Source organism: Amycolatopsis sp. DG1A-15b, assembly GCF_030285645.1.
Classification (GTDB): Bacteria; Actinomycetota; Actinomycetes; order Mycobacteriales; family Pseudonocardiaceae; genus Amycolatopsis.
Genome location: NZ_CP127296.1, coordinates 678,834 through 694,004, shown reverse-complemented (window position 1 = coordinate 694,004; position 15,171 = coordinate 678,834). Strand labels below are relative to the sequence as shown.

20 protein-coding genes are annotated in these 15,171 nt (G+C 72.4%); 6 read left to right on the top strand and 14 right to left on the bottom strand.

What is annotated here, in order from left to right; all coding sequences use genetic code 11:
* Positions 1 to 126 precede the first annotated feature (126 nt).
* Positions 127 to 615: a transcriptional regulator BldD gene (gene bldD / locus QRY02_RS03265; RefSeq protein ID WP_003096372.1), complete on the top strand. Its 489-nt coding sequence runs from the start codon at positions 127 to 129 to the stop codon at positions 613 to 615.
* A 106-nt stretch (positions 616 to 721) separates the two neighbouring features.
* Here bldD and nusB read toward each other — a convergent pair whose 3' ends face one another.
* The 3 genes from nusB to QRY02_RS03250 are packed head-to-tail and all read right to left on the bottom strand — an operon-like array spanning position 722 to position 2,874.
* Positions 722 to 1,177 (bottom strand): transcription antitermination factor NusB, encoded by a 456-nt coding sequence (nusB, locus tag QRY02_RS03260; RefSeq protein ID WP_285989999.1) that lies wholly within the window; start codon positions 1,175 to 1,177, stop codon positions 722 to 724.
* Positions 1,177 to 1,740, bottom strand: a complete 564-nt coding sequence (gene efp / locus QRY02_RS03255; RefSeq protein ID WP_285989998.1) for an elongation factor P — start codon at positions 1,738 to 1,740, stop codon at positions 1,177 to 1,179. The genes nusB and efp overlap by 1 nt, the downstream gene beginning before the upstream one ends.
* 45 nt (positions 1,741 to 1,785) lie before the next feature.
* The gene (locus tag QRY02_RS03250) at positions 1,786 to 2,874 is read right to left on the bottom strand and encodes a M24 family metallopeptidase (RefSeq protein ID WP_285989997.1); all 1,089 of its coding nucleotides are present in this window, start codon (positions 2,872 to 2,874) and stop codon (positions 1,786 to 1,788) included.
* 68 nt (positions 2,875 to 2,942) lie between these two features.
* On the opposite strand from QRY02_RS03250, the gene QRY02_RS03245 reads away from it, so the two are divergent.
* A complete protein-coding gene (locus QRY02_RS03245) occupies positions 2,943 to 3,362 on the top strand; it encodes a B-4DMT family transporter (protein ID WP_285989996.1) in 420 nt (139 codons plus the stop codon).
* 43 nt (positions 3,363 to 3,405) lie between these two features.
* Here QRY02_RS03245 and QRY02_RS03240 read toward each other — a convergent pair whose 3' ends face one another.
* From QRY02_RS03240 to QRY02_RS03200, 9 genes are all read right to left on the bottom strand, one after another.
* On the bottom strand, positions 3,406 to 4,884 hold the full coding sequence (locus QRY02_RS03240; protein WP_285993750.1) for a glycoside hydrolase family protein: 1,479 nt from the start codon (positions 4,882 to 4,884) through the stop codon (positions 3,406 to 3,408).
* Between the two features lie 212 nt (positions 4,885 to 5,096).
* Positions 5,097 to 6,005: a GNAT family N-acetyltransferase gene (locus QRY02_RS03235; protein WP_285989995.1), complete on the bottom strand. Its 909-nt coding sequence runs from the start codon at positions 6,003 to 6,005 to the stop codon at positions 5,097 to 5,099.
* Positions 6,002 to 6,433: a type II 3-dehydroquinate dehydratase gene (aroQ, locus tag QRY02_RS03230; RefSeq protein ID WP_285989994.1), complete on the bottom strand. Its 432-nt coding sequence runs from the start codon at positions 6,431 to 6,433 to the stop codon at positions 6,002 to 6,004. Before aroQ ends, QRY02_RS03235 begins: the two co-directional genes overlap by 4 nt.
* Positions 6,430 to 7,539: a 3-dehydroquinate synthase gene (aroB, locus tag QRY02_RS03225; RefSeq protein WP_285989993.1), complete on the bottom strand. Its 1,110-nt coding sequence runs from the start codon at positions 7,537 to 7,539 to the stop codon at positions 6,430 to 6,432. The genes aroQ and aroB overlap by 4 nt, the downstream gene beginning before the upstream one ends.
* A 7-nt stretch (positions 7,540 to 7,546) precedes the next feature.
* Positions 7,547 to 8,071, bottom strand: a complete 525-nt coding sequence (locus QRY02_RS03220) for a shikimate kinase (RefSeq protein WP_285989992.1) — start codon at positions 8,069 to 8,071, stop codon at positions 7,547 to 7,549.
* Positions 8,068 to 9,255 carry a chorismate synthase gene (gene aroC, locus QRY02_RS03215; RefSeq protein WP_285989991.1) on the bottom strand — a complete coding sequence of 396 codons (1,188 nt, stop codon included), beginning with the start codon at positions 9,253 to 9,255 and terminating at the stop codon, positions 8,068 to 8,070. Before aroC ends, QRY02_RS03220 begins: the two co-directional genes overlap by 4 nt.
* A gap of 470 nt (positions 9,256 to 9,725) precedes the next feature.
* On the bottom strand, positions 9,726 to 10,382 hold the full coding sequence (locus QRY02_RS03210) for an anti-sigma factor family protein (RefSeq protein ID WP_285989990.1): 657 nt from the start codon (positions 10,380 to 10,382) through the stop codon (positions 9,726 to 9,728).
* Positions 10,379 to 10,891 (bottom strand): sigma-70 family RNA polymerase sigma factor, encoded by a 513-nt coding sequence (locus QRY02_RS03205; RefSeq protein WP_103336010.1) that lies wholly within the window; start codon positions 10,889 to 10,891, stop codon positions 10,379 to 10,381. Before QRY02_RS03205 ends, QRY02_RS03210 begins: the two co-directional genes overlap by 4 nt.
* A gap of 4 nt (positions 10,892 to 10,895) precedes the next feature.
* Positions 10,896 to 11,264, bottom strand: coding sequence for a hypothetical protein (locus QRY02_RS03200; RefSeq protein WP_285989989.1), 369 nt, complete (start codon positions 11,262 to 11,264; stop codon positions 10,896 to 10,898).
* 105 nt (positions 11,265 to 11,369) lie between these two features.
* Here QRY02_RS03200 and QRY02_RS03195 point away from each other — a divergent pair, with 105 nt between their 5' ends.
* Complete coding sequence (locus tag QRY02_RS03195) at positions 11,370 to 11,807, top strand: QcrA and Rieske domain-containing protein (RefSeq protein WP_285989988.1); 438 nt, start codon at positions 11,370 to 11,372, stop codon at positions 11,805 to 11,807.
* A 69-nt stretch (positions 11,808 to 11,876) separates the two neighbouring features.
* On the opposite strand, the gene QRY02_RS03190 is transcribed toward QRY02_RS03195, so the two are convergent.
* Both QRY02_RS03190 and QRY02_RS03185 read right to left on the bottom strand, forming a co-directional pair.
* Positions 11,877 to 12,332 carry a PTS sugar transporter subunit IIA gene (locus QRY02_RS03190; RefSeq protein WP_285989987.1) on the bottom strand — a complete coding sequence of 152 codons (456 nt, stop codon included), beginning with the start codon at positions 12,330 to 12,332 and terminating at the stop codon, positions 11,877 to 11,879.
* Complete coding sequence (locus tag QRY02_RS03185) at positions 12,329 to 12,568, bottom strand: PTS sugar transporter subunit IIB (protein ID WP_285989986.1); 240 nt, start codon at positions 12,566 to 12,568, stop codon at positions 12,329 to 12,331. Before QRY02_RS03185 ends, QRY02_RS03190 begins: the two co-directional genes overlap by 4 nt.
* 243 nt (positions 12,569 to 12,811) lie before the next feature.
* On the opposite strand from QRY02_RS03185, the gene QRY02_RS03180 reads away from it, so the two are divergent.
* From QRY02_RS03180 to QRY02_RS03170, 3 genes are read left to right on the top strand one after another with little or no spacing between them, the layout of a single operon-like run.
* Positions 12,812 to 13,600, top strand: coding sequence for a GntR family transcriptional regulator (locus QRY02_RS03180; RefSeq protein WP_285989985.1), 789 nt, complete (start codon positions 12,812 to 12,814; stop codon positions 13,598 to 13,600).
* Positions 13,597 to 14,832 carry a PTS transporter subunit EIIC gene (locus QRY02_RS03175; RefSeq protein ID WP_285989984.1) on the top strand — a complete coding sequence of 412 codons (1,236 nt, stop codon included), beginning with the start codon at positions 13,597 to 13,599 and terminating at the stop codon, positions 14,830 to 14,832. Before QRY02_RS03180 ends, QRY02_RS03175 begins: the two co-directional genes overlap by 4 nt.
* A gap of 38 nt (positions 14,833 to 14,870) precedes the next feature.
* Positions 14,871 to 15,137, top strand: coding sequence for an HPr family phosphocarrier protein (locus QRY02_RS03170; RefSeq protein WP_103335999.1), 267 nt, complete (start codon positions 14,871 to 14,873; stop codon positions 15,135 to 15,137).
* Positions 15,138 to 15,171: the final 34 nt, after the last annotated feature.

The following is a 15,171-nucleotide window of genomic DNA, read 5'->3' as shown; positions in this document are numbered from 1 at the left end:
TTCGCGGCAAGCTTCTGCTTGACCTGGTGACAACAATGCGTAACCATTACTCTGAGTATTCGACTCAGCGAGTCCCCCGGCCCGGTCACCCCGACCGGGAGGGGGTGAAGAACGGAGAACGACCAGATGGGCGATTACGCCAAGGCGCTCGGGGCCAAGCTCCGCGGGATCCGCCAGCAGCAGGGCCTGTCCCTGCACGGGGTCGAGCAGAAGTCCGGTGGGCGCTGGAAGGCCGTCGTCGTCGGCTCGTACGAGCGTGGCGACCGCGCCGTCACCGTCCAGAAGCTGGCCGAGCTGGCCGACTTCTACGGTGTACCGGTGGTCGAGCTGCTGCCCGAGGGCCGGGTCCCCTCCGGTGCCGAGCCCGCCACCAAGATCGTGATCAACCTGGAGCGCCTGCAGCAGCTGCCGGCCGAGAAGGTGGGCCCGCTGGCCCGCTACGCGGCGACGATCCAGAGCCAGCGCGGCGACTACAACGGCAAGGTGCTCTCGATCCGCACCGAGGACCTGCGGTCCCTGGCGATCATCTACGACATGACGCCGGGCGAGCTGACCGAGCAGCTCATCGACTGGGGCGTCCTGCCGCCGGAGGCGCGTCCTTCCAAGGAGGACTGATCCCCTCGTGTGCTGTACCGACGCAGTGAGCGTCCCTCGGTGGGGCACCGGAGACGCTCACTGATTCGTCGGGGGGCCCGCAGCACCCGGATGTTGTTCTTCTTCGTCAGAGCACGGCGCGCAGGCGGTCGGCGATCGTGCCGATCCGGCCCAGGACGCCGTTGACGAACCGCGGCGAGTCGTCCGTGGACAGTTCCTTCGCCAGGCCGACGGCCTCGTCGATCGCGACCGGGTCCGGCACGTCCTCGGCCCAGAGCAGCTCGTAGACCCCGACCCGCAGCACCGCGAGGTCGACCTTCGGCATCCGGTCCAGGGTCCAGCCCTGCGCGTGCTCGGCCAGCAGCTCGTCGATCTGGGCCTTCCGCCCGGTCACGCCCTCGACCAGGCTGATCGTGTAGTCCGCGATCGGGTCGACCTCCGTCGCGCCGACCCGGTCGGCCAGCAGCGTCACCGCGTCGGTGTCGCGCTGCACGGCCTCGTACAGCATCTCCACCGCGCGGCGGCGCGCCTGACGGCGGCTGATCGCACCGCCGCGGTTCGGGTGGGGTTTCGACGTCGGCATCAGCTGGAGACGCGGCCCAGGTAACGGCCGTCGCGGGTGTCGACCTTGATCTTCTCGCCGGTGGACAGGAACAGCGGGACCTGGATCTCCGCGCCGGTCTCCAGCGTCGCCGGCTTGGTGCCGCCGGTGGAGCGGTCGCCCTGCAGGCCCGGGTCGGTGTGCTGGACGAGCAGCTCGACCGACGTCGGCAGCTCGACGTACAGCGGCTCGTTCTCGTGCACCGCGACCTGGACCTCGGTGTTCTCGAGCATGTAGTTGGCGTTGTCGCCGACGACCTCGGCCGGGACGGTGATCTGGTCGTAGGTGTCACCGTCCATGAACACGAAGTCCTGACCCTCCTTGTAGAGGTAGGTCATGTTCCGGCGGTCCACCGTGGCCGTCTCGACCTTCGTGCCCGCGTTGAACGTCTTGTCGACCACCTTGCCGGTGAGCACGTGCTTGAGCGTCGTGCGCACGAAGGCGCCGCCCTTGCCCGGCTTGACGTGCTGGAACGCGGTGACGGTCCACAGCTGGCCCTCGAGGTTGAGGACGAGCCCGTTCTTCAGGTCGTTGGTCGTGGCCACGAGCTTGCAGTCTCCTGTGTCGAATCTTCGGGTTCGGGGCCGCTGTCAGACGACCACGAGGTTCTTGGTGCTCAGGGTGAGGAGTTCGGGCTCCCCCGCCCGCACGACGAGCGTGTCCTCGATGCGCACGCCACCGCGCCCCGCCAGGTACACGCCGGGCTCGACGGTGACCGCCATACCGGCGGCCAGTGTACCGACGCCCGTCGCGGCGAAGCTGGGCGCCTCGTGGATCTGCAGGCCGACGCCGTGCCCGAGGCCGTGCGCGAAGTGCTCGCCGTGGCCCGCGTCCGCGATCACCGTCCGGGCGGCGGCGTCCACATCGGACACCTCGGTGCCCGGCACGACGGCGGCGACCCCGGCCGCCTGGGCGGCGTGCACGAGGTCGTACACCTCCCGCTGCCAGTCCGCGGGCTCGCCGAGGACGAAGGTGCGGGTCATGTCGGAGTGGTAGCCGTCGACGGTGGCGCCGAAGTCCAGCTTGACGAAGTCGCCGCGCTCGAGCTCGGCGTGCGTCGGCTGGTGGTGCGGGATGGCGGAGTGCGCGCCGGCGGCGACGATGGAGGCGAAGCTGGGTGCCGAAGAGCCGTGCTCCAGCATCCGGTTCTCCAGGTCACGGGCGATTTCCAGCTCCGTCCGCCCGGGCCGCAGCCCCCCGGCGGCGACCAGGTCGTCCAGCGCCCGGTCGGCGGCGGCGCACGCCTGGCGCAGCGCTTCGACCTCGGCTTCGTCCTTGACTTCGCGCAGCTGCTCGACGAGGCCGGGCGTCCGCTTCAGGGGCACCCGCTCCCGGAGCGCTTCGTAGGTCTCGACGCTGACGTGCTGGCTCTCGAACCCGAGCCGCCCGTAGGTCTTGGTGTCCCCGGCGGCCCGGGCGACGAGGGCGGCGGCACTGGCCCGGTCGACGACGGTCTCGAGATCGGGCACCTCGGCGGCCGACTGGGTGGTGTAGCGGCCGTCGGTGCAGAAGAGCGTCTTGTCGTCGCCGCCGGCGTGCAGGAGAACGGCGGCGTTCGAGCCGGTGAACCCGGTCAGGTAACGGATGTTCAGCAGATCGGTGACCAGCAGCGCATCGACACCGGCTCCGGTCAGGAGCCCGCGTAGCGCCGCCCGGCGTCGTCCATGGGTTTCAGGCACCCGTCCACCCTAGTGCGCGTGCTTCCCGGGGGAAGCGACTCGCCAGTAGGCCGCCTACACTCCGCAGGATGAGCGCCTGGGTGATTCGCGGACTGGTGATGGCGGTGCTGCACGGAGTGGCCATCACGCTGCTGGCCAAGTACGCCGTCTACCACCCGACCGACCAGACGCTGGCGGTTTCCCTGGCCCTGGCGGTGCTGGTCGGGGCGGCGGCGTTGTGGAGCGCCCTGGACGCGTGGCGCGGCCTGCCCGACCGCGGGCGCGTGTGGTTCGTTTCCGCGCTGATCGCGGGACCGGTCGCGGGGATCCTGTACGTGATCGGCCGGGCGGTGTTCGTGGACCAGACGGGCGTGTCCGAGCTGGGCGGGGCATTGACGGGCGGGGCGGCGTTCTCGGCGCTGCTGGTGCTGATCCCGGCCGGGCTCGGGCTGTTCGTGGGCGGGCGGATCGGGCGGTCGCCGGAGTCGGGCGAGGAGCCGCAGGGGTAGCGATCCCGGCGGGCCGTCACCGCGTCCGGCAAGAATTCCGCGCTCACCCCACCAGCGATGACCCCGGCGGGTAGCCGTCCCACTGGGCCGTCGTCACCGGGTGGGCCACCGAGCCGTTGGCGTCCACCACACCCCCGTCGGGGATCGGCCAGCGGTGGCCGTCCAGCACGAAGGCCGCGCCGCGTTCCGGTGCCCGCACCGCCTCCGCGCCCGAGCGCAGCCGCGTCGCCAGCGGGAGCGCCGCCAGCGCCGCCGGTGTCCGGTCGAGGACCTCGCCGGCCAGCGCCGCCGCCACCGCGCGGCGGTCCACGCGGACCCGCGCGCCCGCCCGGACCAGGTCCATCGTCCGTTCCGGGGAGGGGGCCGTCACGCCGTCGAACGTCGCGGCCACCCGGTCGGGGTTCTCGCAGGCCCGGCTGCCCCGCAGCTCGAGCCCGAAGTGCCGCAGGTCGGTCGGGGCCGCGGCGCCGCCCAGCGAGGTCGCGCGCACCACGTCGAACGGCACCCGGTCGCACGGGTCGGCCGGCGACAGCGGCGCGTGCCCGTCCGCGCGGCGCACGAGGCCCGGCCCTTCCTGCCACGGCCCGGGGATCAGCACGGGCCGGTACGGGTGCTCGGTGAAGTCCGCGGTCCAGAACGTCAGCGTCGTCCCGCCGTCGGTCTCGTGCGCGACGACGAAAGCCGCGAGCGCACCCACCCACATCAGGTCCGCGCTGAACCCGTCGACGATCGACCGGGCGCGCGGCGCCGAGGTCGACGCCACCGGCACGAACCCGCCGACGTCCAAGGCCTGCACGCCCGACCCGAACGCCGGGTCGCGCGAGCGGAGCAGGAACTGCCCCGCGCCGTTGTCGCCCGTGGCGCGGCCGGTGGTGTCGGTGAACATCAGGTAGAACCAGCCGTCGAGGTAGACCACCGACGGCTGGCCCGCGCCGTAGACGTTCGCGCGGTGCACGTCGTGCGAGGGCCCGAGGATCGGCCGCCCGCCGGCCGCGCGGGTCCAGTGGATCCCGTCGGCGCTGGTCGCGAGCCCGATCGAGTTGCCGAGCGCGTGGTCGCCGGCGGCGCCGGTGTAGTACAGGTAGTACGTCGAGCCGACGCGCAGCACGGACGGGTCGCAGGTGTGCATGCCGTCGAACTGCCCGGGCGCCCCGGAGAACACGGCGGCCGGGATCCCGCCGTCCGGTCCGGTGAACGGCCCGTCGGACGACGGCGCCTGCGCGTAGAGGATGTCGTCCCCGGCCGGCCCGGCGCCGCCGTACTGGCTGCACCACCACATCCGGGTCTGCCCCCGGTCGAGCATCACCGACGGTCCGTAGTTGTAGACGGCGTCGGCCCCACCGGCGGCGATGACTCCACCACTCTGCCGGGGGTCACCCGAAGGGAGATCGACGTCGGTGGGCCGCGGCGGCGAGGCGGTCTTCCCGCCCGCGATCGCCGGTTGCGCCCCGGCCGCCTGCGGCTGGGCGTACCCCTCGGTGCACCCCGCGAGCAGCAGCCCCGCCAGGACACTGGCGAACAGGGCAGGAGCGGGTCGCCGACCCCCACGACGAAACGGGTGCACGACATCGGAGTGTAGCGAGGCACCACCCGTCCGAGCGGCAGCGCTCCTGTTCGGCGGTCCTTCGATCGTGGCGGCGGGCCGGGCCACGACCGCCCGGGCGGTGTCACGTCCCGGCGCGAGGATCGCGGCGACCACCGACCCGGCCCTCGGCCACGATCGCCCGGGCGGCGTCATCCGCCCGCGGGAGGCCCCTCGACCGCGACCAGTTCGACCTCGAACCCGGCTTCGTTCTCCAGGTACGCCGCGTAGTGGGCGGGGCCGCCCGCGTGGGGGTACCGGTCCGCGAACAGCGGCCGCCAGCCGTGGTCCGGCGCGCGGGCCGCCAGGTCGTCGACCTGCGCTCGCGTGCCCACGTGCAGGGCCAGGTGGTTCAAGCCCGGCCGGGTGCGCTCGTGGTCCGCCGCGCTCAGCGCCGGCGACGCCTCGACCACCAGGTACGTTCCGCCGAGCCGCCAGCTGACCCCCGCCGGCCACCGCTGGAATTCGCGCCAGCCCAGCTCGCCGAGCAGCCAGCCCCAGCTGCGCTCGGCTCCGGCGAGGTCCGGCACCCACAGCTCGATGTGGTGCGGCCGCCCGTGGGCCGCCGGCAGCGCGACCAGCACGCGGTGCAGGTCGCCGTAGTGGACGCCGCTGCCGACGTCGAGGAAACCCAGGCGCCCGGCCACTTTCCGGCTCGCCGCGTTCCGCTCGTGGACCAGCGCCCACACCGCCGGGAGCCCGAGCGTGCCGAGCCCGTGGCCGAGCAGCGCGCGGGCGGCCTCGGTGGCCAGGCCCTGCCCCGCGTGCGCGCTCGCGACGTAATACCCCAGTTCCGGCACCCCGCCCGGCAGCTCCCACGAAGGACGCAGGTGCGCGACGCCGATCACCTCGCCGTCGCGCTCGATCACCCAGTGGCCCTGGCCCGCCGGGCCGCGGTAGGCCAGCCGGCGGTCCACCATCGCGCTCGCCACGGCCGGGTCGGAGAAGTCCGCGGCGAAGAAGCGGCTCATCTCCGGGTCGGCGAACACCTTCAGGACGGCTTCGCGATCGGCCTCGGTCAGCGGCCGCAGCGTCAGCCGCGGCGTCACCAGCAGGGTCATCCCGGGTGCGCGGCCAGCCAGCGCAGGGCGAGCGGGTAGCCGTCGACGCCGAGGCCCGCGATGACGGCCGTCGCGATGTCCGACAGCACGCTGTGGTGCCGGAACTCCTCCCGCTTGTGCACGTTCGAGATGTGCAGCTCGATCAGCGGCGCGGTCAGCTGCGCCGCGGCATCGCGCACCGCGATCGAGTAGTGCGTCCACGCGCCGGCGTTGAGGACCACCGGATGCCCGCCGTCGGCGGCCTCGTGCAGCCAGCCGACCAGCTCGCCCTCGTGGTCGGTCTGCCGGACCTCGACCTCGATCCCCAGCTCGTCCCCGGTCTTGACGCACAGCGCCGCCAGGTCGTCGTGCGTCGTCGAGCCGTAGACCGACGGCTCGCGCTTGCCGAGCCGGCCGAGGTTGGGGCCGTTGAACACGAACACCTTCACAGCAGCACGCTCCCGCTGTTGCCGGCCGGCTCCGCCGCGATCGCCGAGTAGGCGGCCGCGAGCAGCACCGGGTCCGGGCCTTCGAGCCGGCCGGGCTTGGCGAGGTCGTCGAGGACGACGAACCGCAGCGCGCCCGAGCGGGTCTTCTTGTCGCCCTTCATGGTTTCCAGCAGCTGCGGCAGCGCGTCGGCGTCGTAGGTCGTCGGCAGGCCGAGCAGCTTCAGCACGGACGCGTGGCGCGCGGCCGTGGCGTCGTCGAGCCGCCCGGCCAGCCGCGCCAGCTCGGCGGCGAACACCAGGCCCACGCTGACCGCGGCGCCGTGGCGCCACCGGTACCGCTCGCGGCGCTCGATGGCGTGGCCGAGGGTGTGGCCGTAGTTGAGGATCTCGCGCAGGTCGGACTCGCGCAGGTCCGCGGCCACCACGTCGGCCTTGACCCGGATCGACCGGCGGACCAGCTCGGCCAGGACGTCGCCGGCCGGGTCGAGCGCCGCGGCCGGGTCGGCCTCGATCAGTTCGAGGATCCGCGGGTCGGCGATGAAGCCGGCCTTGACGACCTCGGCCATCCCGGCGACGAGCTCGTTCGGCGGCAGCGTCTCCAGCGTCGCGAGGTCGACGAACACCGCGCTCGGCTCGTGGAACACCCCGACGAGGTTCTTGCCGGCCTCGGTGTTGATGCCGGTCTTGCCGCCGACCGAGGCGTCGACCATGCCGAGCAGCGTCGTCGGCACGTTGACCAGCCGGACCCCGCGCATCCACGTGCCCGCCACGAACCCGGCCAGGTCGGTGACCGCGCCGCCGCCGAGGCCGACCACGGCGCCGCGGCGGTCCAGCCCCATCCGGCCGAGCACCTCCCAGCAGAAGCCCGCGACGGTCAGCGCCTTGCCGTCCTCGGCGTCCGGGATCTCGACGCGGTGGGCCTCGAGGCCCGCCGCGGTGAGCTCGTCGCGGATGGCCTCGGCCGTGGCGGTCAGCGTGGGCGGGTGGATCAGCGCGATCTTCGAGGCGTCGGCCAGGTGCTCGGTGAGGTCGCCGAGCAGGCCGCGCCCGACCACGACGTCGTAGGGCTGGGCGGTGGCCACCGGGATGCGCACCGGATCAGACACGGGTGTTTCACTCCTTGGCTTCGGCGGGAGCGGCGAGCTCCGCCACGAGGTGCGCGACGATCTCGGGGGGCGTCCGGTCGTCGGTGACGATCTCGACGGTGGCGACCCCGCGGTAGACGGGCACCCGCTCGTCGAGCAGTTTCTTGAAGGTGGCGCGGGGGTTCACCCCGGCCAGCAGCGGCCGCGCACTCGACAAGCCGGTGCGTCGCACACCCGCGGCCAAGCCGACGTTGAGGAACACGACGGTGTGCTCGGCCAGCCGGGCCCGGGTGCCCGGGGTGAGCGGCGCGCCGCCGCCGAGGGAGAGCACGCCTTCGTGCTCCGCCAGCGCGGTGGCGACCGCTTCCTCTTCCAGCGCGCGGAAGGCGGGTTCCCCGTCTTCCGCGAAGATGTCGGAGATGCTGCGCCCGGCGCGCGCGACGATGTCGTCGTCGCTGTCGCGGAATTCGACGCCGAGCGCCTGGGCGAGCAGCGGGCCGACCGTGCTCTTGCCCGAGCCGGGCGGCCCGACGATCACCGCGCGCGGACTCACCACCGCTCCTCGAGGGCCTTGAGGTACGCCTCGGCGTTGCGCTTGCTCTCGGCGAGCGAGTCGCCGCCGAACTTCTCGAGCGCGGCGTCGGCGAGGACGAGCGCCACCACCGACTCCAGCACGACCCCGGCGCGAGGCACCGCGCAGACGTCGGACCGCTGGTGGATCGCGACCGCGGGCTCACCCGTCTTGACGTCTACTGTGGACAGTGCTTTGGGGACGGTCGAGATCGGCTTCATGGCCACGCGGACGCGCAGCGGCTCGCCGTTGGTGATGCCGCCTTCGAGGCCGCCCGCGCGGTTGGACCGGCGGGTGACGCCGACCGGGCCGGTGCCGCGGTCGATCTCGTCGTGGGCCTGGCTGCCCCAGCGGCGGGCGGTCGTGAAGCCGTCGCCGACCTCGACGCCCTTCATCGCCTGGACGCCCATCAGCGCGCCGGCCAGCCGCGCGTCGAGCCGGCGGTCCCAGTGGACGTGGGAGCCGAGGCCCGGCGGGAGACCGTAGGCGAGGACCTCGATCACGCCGCCGACGGTGTCGCCCGCCTTCCGCACGGCGTCCACCTCGGCGACCATCGCGTCGGTGCCTTCCCGGCTGAAGGCGCGCACCGGGCTCTCGTCGATGGCGGCCAGGTCGGCGGCGACGGGCAGCGGGCCTTCGGGCGCGTCCGCGCCGCCGATCGAGACGACGTGGCTGAGGATCTCGACGTCGAGCAGCTGCTTCAGGAAGTTGCGCGCGACGGTGCCGAGCGCGGTCCGCGACGCCGTCTCCCGGGCGCTGGCGCGCTCCAGGACGGGACGGGCCTCGTCGAAGCCGTACTTCTGCATGCCGGGCAGGTCCGCGTGGCCGGGGCGGGGCCGGGTGAGCGGTTCGTTGCGCGCGAGGCCTTCGAGGATCTGCGGGTCGACCGGGTCGGCCGCCATGACCTGCTCCCACTTGGGCCACTCGGCGTTCTCGATCTGCACCGCGACCGGGCCACCCTGGGTGCGGCCGTGACGGACGCCGCCGAGGAACTCGATGTGGTCGGTCTCGAAGCCCATCCGCGGGCTGCGGCCGAAGCCGAGGCGGCGCCGGGCCAGCTGCTCGGTGACGTCGGCGGTGGTGACGGCGACCCCGGCGGGCATGCCTTCGAGCACGGCGGCCAGCGCGGGTCCGTGCGATTCACCTGCGGTGATCCAGCGCAACATGGGCTCAATCCTGTCACGGGCGCAACGCGGGGCGGGACACACCTCCGGTCATCTCGCACCGGCGAGCGGGCACGCGGCGAAACCGCGGTGGCGGCAGTCACGCAGGGGCGGCCATGGCGGGCGCCGGGGTACCTGGAGGAGTCGGCCCGCGCCACTGGAAGGTCGGCCCGCGTGACTGGAGGGTCGACTCACGTGATTGGGAGATCGACTCGCGTGATTCGGAGGTCAACTCGCGTGACTGGGAAGTCGACTCGCGTGATTCGGAGGTCAACTCGCGTGATTCGGAGGTCAACTCGCGTGATTGGAGGCGGAACTCGCGTGATCGGGGGCGGGACTCGCGTGGCTGGAGGCGGAACTCGCGTGATCGGGGGCGGGACTCGCGTGGTTGGGGGCGGGACTCGGGTGAGGGGGGATCGAGGGAGGGTGGTGGCTCATCCGGGGCCCCCTGCGGCCCGGATGAGCCACCGGTCTCACAACGCCAGCCGGAGCAGGGGGAGTCCGCCCGCCAGGCGGATTTCCAGGGCCGCCAGGTCCGGCGTCTTGAGCGCCGTGCCGATGGAAAGGCGGGCCGTGTTGTCCGGGAGGGCCTTCCACGTCGCCAGCTGCGTCTCCGTCCCGGAGCGGGAGATCGCCACGAGGAGGTACTCGCCGCCGCTGCGGCCGCCCGTGTAGCTGCACGACATGTCGACCTGCGTGCCCCAGTCGAACGCCGCCAGGCGGGCGTCCGCGCGGACCGGGAACTGGCCCAGCGCCGTCATCGCGACCGGCGGCGGCCCCGCGGGCGGAAACGGAGCCGGCGCCGGCGCCGAAGCCACCACCGCCAGCGCCACGCAGGCCGACACCGCCAGCGCGGCCGATGCGGAAGTCACCGCGACGCGGACCCGGCGGCCGCGCCGGACGCGGCGGAGCACCGCCGGCAGCAGGTCCGGCGGGGGCGGCCCGGCGTCCGGGACGGTCGTCGGGGACTCCACCCTGGCCAGCAGCCCGGGCAGCCCCGCCAGCTCGCGCACCGAAGCCGCGCACCGGTCGCACGACCGCAGGTGCTCCTCGAAGCGCTGCCGGTCCTCGGGGGCGAGCGCCCCCAGCACGTATGCGGCGTCGAACGTCGCGAAGGGGTCTTCGCTCACTGGGTCACTCCCCTCTCCTCGAGCACCAGGCGGAGTGCGCGCAACGCGTAGTGCGTGCGCGACTTGACCGTCCCTTCGGCCACCCCCAGCTTCAGGGCCGCGTCGGCGACCGAATACCCCTGGAAGTAGCACAGCAGCAGCACCTCGCGGTGCCGTTCCGACAGCTCGGCCAGTGCCTCGGCGACCAGCCAGCCCTGCACGGCGCGGTCGGTGCCGTCGGCGACCACGCGGTCCGGCGGCCGGTCGGTCGTCACCTCCGACCGGGCCGACGCCGACCGCCAGCCGTCGATGGCGATGCGGCGGGCGACGGTGAACAGCCACGCCCGCGCCGAACCCTGCGACTGGTCCAGCACCGCCGGCGACCGCCAGGCCCGCAGCAGCGTCTCCTGGACGACGTCCTCGGCGCGGATCCGGTCACCGGAGGTCAGGTGCAGCGCGTAGGACCACAGCGCGGTCGCGTGCTCCTCGTGCAGCGCGCGCATGAGCGCCTCTTCGGCGACCTCTCCCACGGACTCAGGCCGTGACCCGGCGCCGGTCCTTCACGAACAGCAGCGCCAGACCGCCCACGATGCAGATCGCCTCGGTGATGACGCCCCAGTACTCCGGCTGGCTGTTGAACTGGTCGTGGTTCCCCATGAACCCGACGGTCGCGGCCAGCACGTACGCGCCGAGCGTCAGCGCCCCGAAACCGGCCGCGCCCAGCGCCGGCAGCCAGTGCCGCCAGGCCAGGACGGCGATCGTGAGCACCAGCCCCGCGATCGCGTCGAGCAGGAACAGCGTGCCGGTGATGCCCGAGTAACCCTGTGTCCACAAGAAGTAGTGCACGCCCGCCGAGCCGAGCAGCGCGGCCGCCACGACGATGCGCAGAACCCAATTCACCATGATCGTTCCTCCACTCCACACCCACTCCGGTAGATACACGGAACAGGGGGCGATCCGGTTCACCGCGGATTGAACCTAATGGGTGGCGCTCTCGTTCTTCAGGTCATGACAGCCGAACTGCACTCCCGCCGCACCGTCCTGTCCACCGGTGCCGCCGTCGCCGGTGCCGCCGTCGGCGCCGTCGCCCTCACCGCCTGCTCGTCGGAGCCGAACGCCAAGTCGGGCACCGCGCAGGCGCCGATCGCCGCCGGAACGCCGCTGGTCGCGCTCGCCGAAGTCCCGATCGGGCAGGCGAAGGCGGCGAAGGCCCCGGACGGGTCCGACGTGATCGTGGCCCGGACGTCCGAGTCGGCCTGCGCCGCGTTCAGCGCCGTGTGCACGCACCAGGGCTGCACTGTCACGCCGAAGGGCGCCGATCTGGTCTGCCCGTGCCACGGTTCGGTGTTCAACGCGCTCACCGGCGAGGTCAAGCAGGGCCCGGCGAACAAGCCGCTGCCGTCGGTGCCGGTCAAGGTCGAGAACGGGAAGGTCGTCACCGGCTGACGAGCCGGACGCGCGAACGGGCCCTTGTGGACGATCGTCCACAAGGGCCCTTCGTGTGACAACAGGAGCTCAGGCGTCCCAGGCGAACAGCCGGTCGCCGGCGGCGACCTCGCGCTCGGCGTCCAAACCGGACAAAACCTCCGCCGAGGCGTCCAGCGCGACGACCGGGACGATCGCCGAGTAGCCCGCGGCGGTCACCGCCTCCGGGTCCCAGCTGACGATCGGCTGACCGGCCCGCACCTGCTCGCCCTTGACGACGTGCAGCGTGAAGCCCTCGCCCTTCTCCTTGACCGTGTCGATGCCCAGGTGGACCAGCACGGCCTTGCCGTCCTCGGTCGCGATGACGTAGGCGTGCGGGTGCAGCGTCGCCACCGTGCCGTCGACCGGCGCGACCGCGTCCGACCGGCCGCCCGCGGGCTGCACCGCGATGCCCGGGCCCACCATGGCCTGCGCGAACACCGGGTCGGGAACCTCGGTGATCGGCACCACGCGCCCGGCGACCGGGCTGAGGATGTCGAACGTCACAGCAGGTCCTCGATGTCGCTGGCGATGGTGTCCGCCTCCGGCCCGACGATCACCTGCAGGGCCGTCGACCCCATCTTGACCACGCCCATGGCGCCGGCCTTCTTGAGCGCGCCCTCGTCGACGAGGCTCATGTCCTCGACCTCGCAGCGCAGCCGCGTGATGCAGCCCTCGATCTCGGTGAGGTTCCCCGTGCCGCCGAGTGCGGCGAGGATCTTTTCGGGCCTGTCATCCGCCATCGCGGTCTCCTTGATCACTGTTTGTTCCCAACCTGACGCGAACCGCGTGTCCACCTGTACTACGCCGTTCGCCCGCTTGCACCCCGCCGCGGGCCACGAACGGATAACGGTGGTTGACACCCGTCCGCACGGCGGAGCATCCTGCCCCATCAGATCATTGGTCTAGACCGGAACGTACCAATGTTCCGGCCCGGACGCGAGCACCGGTCCCCCGGTGAAGCGAGAACGAGGAGGGTGACGCCGATGAGCGCGGCCGCGCACGTCCCGCCGCCCGACAAGGTTGTCAACGGGCCCACGCCCAAGCACGCCCAGCTGCGGGAAATCCTCCGCCGCACGGTGGAGCGCGAGCTCCCGCCGGGTGCGCCGATCCCGTCGGAACGCGAGCTGGCGCAGCGCTACGGCGTGTCGCGGCTCACGGTCCGGTCGGCGATCGGCAAGCTGGTCGAGGAGGGCCTGCTCGCCCGGGTCCGCGGCAAGGGCACGTTCACCGCGGCCCGGCGGATGGAGCTGCAGCTCTACCTGATGTCGTTCACCGACGACATGCGGAGGCGGGGGCTGACCCCGACGACCGAGGTGGTCTCGGCGGCCACCGAGGTGCCGCCCACCGCCTCGGCACACGCCCTCGGCCTGGCCGAGGGCGCGTCCGCGCACCACCTGGTGCGGTTGCGCCACGCCGACGGCGTGCCCCTGGCCGTCGAGCGCGGCTGGTACCACGCGGGCCGGGCTCCCGGCCTGCTCGGGCTCGACCTGACCCAGTCCATTTACGCGCAACTGGCCGAGACGTACGGTGTGCGTCCCGACCAGGCGTGGCAGACGGTCTGGGCCGAAGGTGCGGACCGCGAGACGGCCCGGCTGCTCGGCATGCGTGCCGGCAGCCCGCTGCTCGTGTTCCGGCGGGTCTCCCGCGCAGGCGGCGACCCGATCGAAGACATCACGTCCTGGTACCGGGGAGATCACTACCAGGTGACCATGCAGTTGGACCGGAACACCCCGGAACCCGGTCAACCACCCCACTATGGAGGATCCAGATGAGCTCCACCACCGCGGAGGGGGCGAAGAAGAGCGGCAGCGGTCTCGCCGGTCTTCAGCGCTTCGGCCGTAGCCTCATGCTCCCGATCGCCGTGCTCCCGGCGGCGGGCATCCTGCTCCGGTTCGGGCAGGACGACATGCTCGGCAAGGACGGCCTCGGCTGGAACAAGGTCGCCTCGGTGCTGGGCGCCGCGGGCGGCACGCTGTTCAACTGGCTGCCGCTGCTGTTCGCGGTCGGCATCGCCGTCGGCTTCGCCAAGAAGGGCGACGGCTCCACCGCCGTCGCGGCGGTCGTCGGCTTCTTCGTCTTCAGCTCCGTCGTCCAGGTCTTCGCCCCGCTGAAGGACCTGCCGAAGTACACGGCCGGTGTCACCGAGCTCCAGCCGATCAAGTGGCCGTACTCGGTGCTCGCGGGTGTCGTGGTCGGCATCGTGGCGGCGCTGCTGTGGCAGAAGTACCACCGCATCAAGCTGCCCGCCTACCTGGCGTTCTTCGGCGGCCGCCGGTTCGTCCCGATCATCACCGCGGGCGTCATGGTGATCCTCGGCGTGCTGTTCGGCCTGGTCTTCCACTGGGTCAACAGCGGCATCGAGGCCGCCGGTGACGCGGTCACCGCGTCCCCGATCGTCGGTGGCGGCATCTACGGCGCGCTGAACCGCCTGCTCATCCCGGTCGGTCTGCACCAGCTGCTGAACGTCCCCGTCTGGTTCATCTTCGACGGCGGCGACATCAACAACTTCGTCGCGGGCAAGATGTCGGCGGGCTCGTTCACCACGGGCTTCTTCCCGATCTTCATGTTCGCGCTGCCCGCGGCCGCGCTGGCCATCTGGCAGACGGCCCGCCCGGCGCAGAAGAAGGTCGTCGGCGGTGTGATGATCGCCGGTGCGCTGACCTCGTTCCTGACCGGTGTCACCGAGCCGATCGAGTTCTCGTTCATGTTCGTCGCGTGGCCGCTGTACCTGTTCCACGCGATCATGACCGGCACCTCGCTGGCGATCTGCAACGCGCTGGGCATCCACCAGAGCTTCAACTTCTCGGCCGGCGCGATCGACTACCTGCTCAACTTCGGTGCCCCGGCGGCGCAGAAGCCGTGGCTGCTGATCCCGATCGGCCTCGTCTACGCGGTGATCTACTACGTGGTGTTCCGCTTCGCGATCGTCAAGTTCAACCTGCGGACGCCGGGCCGCGAGGACGACTCGATCGAGTCGGACCTCGAGCGCACCGCTGCCGCGTAACATCCGTACCGACGTAAATCAATAGGGAGAGGACGAACATGCCGGAGAAACGCGTCGCCGTGGCCAGCAAGGTGGGGCTGCACGCCCGGCCGGCCGCGCTGGTGGCGAAGGCGGCCGCGGCGCAGCCCGTCGCGGTGCAGATCGCCAAGGCCGGTGGGAACCCGGTGGCCGCCGGCAGCGTGCTCAACCTGATGACGCTGGCCGCCGGCTACGGCGACGAGGTCGTCATCAGCGCCGAGGGCGAGGGCGCCGAGGAGGCCGTGGAAGCGGTCGCCCAGCTGGTCGCCACCGACCTCGACGCCTGACGAACACCCCGCGAAGGCCCCCGCACCGGCTCCC

What these genes read in the sequence shown, in the direction of transcription:
- bldD (WP_003096372.1), top strand. Translation starts at nt 127, where the DNA reads ATGGGCGATTACGCCAAGGCGCTCGGGGCCAAGCTCCGCGGGATCCGC.
- nusB (WP_285989999.1), bottom strand. Translation starts at nt 1,177, where the DNA reads ATGCCGACGTCGAAACCCCACCCGAACCGCGGCGGTGCGATCAGCCGC.
- QRY02_RS03245 (WP_285989996.1), top strand. Translation starts at nt 2,943, where the DNA reads ATGAGCGCCTGGGTGATTCGCGGACTGGTGATGGCGGTGCTGCACGGA.
- QRY02_RS03235 (WP_285989995.1), bottom strand. Translation starts at nt 6,005, where the DNA reads ATGACCCTGCTGGTGACGCCGCGGCTGACGCTGCGGCCGCTGACCGAG.
- aroC (WP_285989991.1), bottom strand. Translation starts at nt 9,255, where the DNA reads ATGTTGCGCTGGATCACCGCAGGTGAATCGCACGGACCCGCGCTGGCC.
- QRY02_RS03200 (WP_285989989.1), bottom strand. Translation starts at nt 11,264, where the DNA reads ATGGTGAATTGGGTTCTGCGCATCGTCGTGGCGGCCGCGCTGCTCGGC.
- QRY02_RS03195 (WP_285989988.1), top strand. Translation starts at nt 11,370, where the DNA reads ATGACAGCCGAACTGCACTCCCGCCGCACCGTCCTGTCCACCGGTGCC.
- QRY02_RS03185 (WP_285989986.1), bottom strand. Translation starts at nt 12,568, where the DNA reads ATGGCGGATGACAGGCCCGAAAAGATCCTCGCCGCACTCGGCGGCACG.
- QRY02_RS03180 (WP_285989985.1), top strand. Translation starts at nt 12,812, where the DNA reads ATGAGCGCGGCCGCGCACGTCCCGCCGCCCGACAAGGTTGTCAACGGG.
- QRY02_RS03175 (WP_285989984.1), top strand. Translation starts at nt 13,597, where the DNA reads ATGAGCTCCACCACCGCGGAGGGGGCGAAGAAGAGCGGCAGCGGTCTC.
- QRY02_RS03170 (WP_103335999.1), top strand. Translation starts at nt 14,871, where the DNA reads ATGCCGGAGAAACGCGTCGCCGTGGCCAGCAAGGTGGGGCTGCACGCC.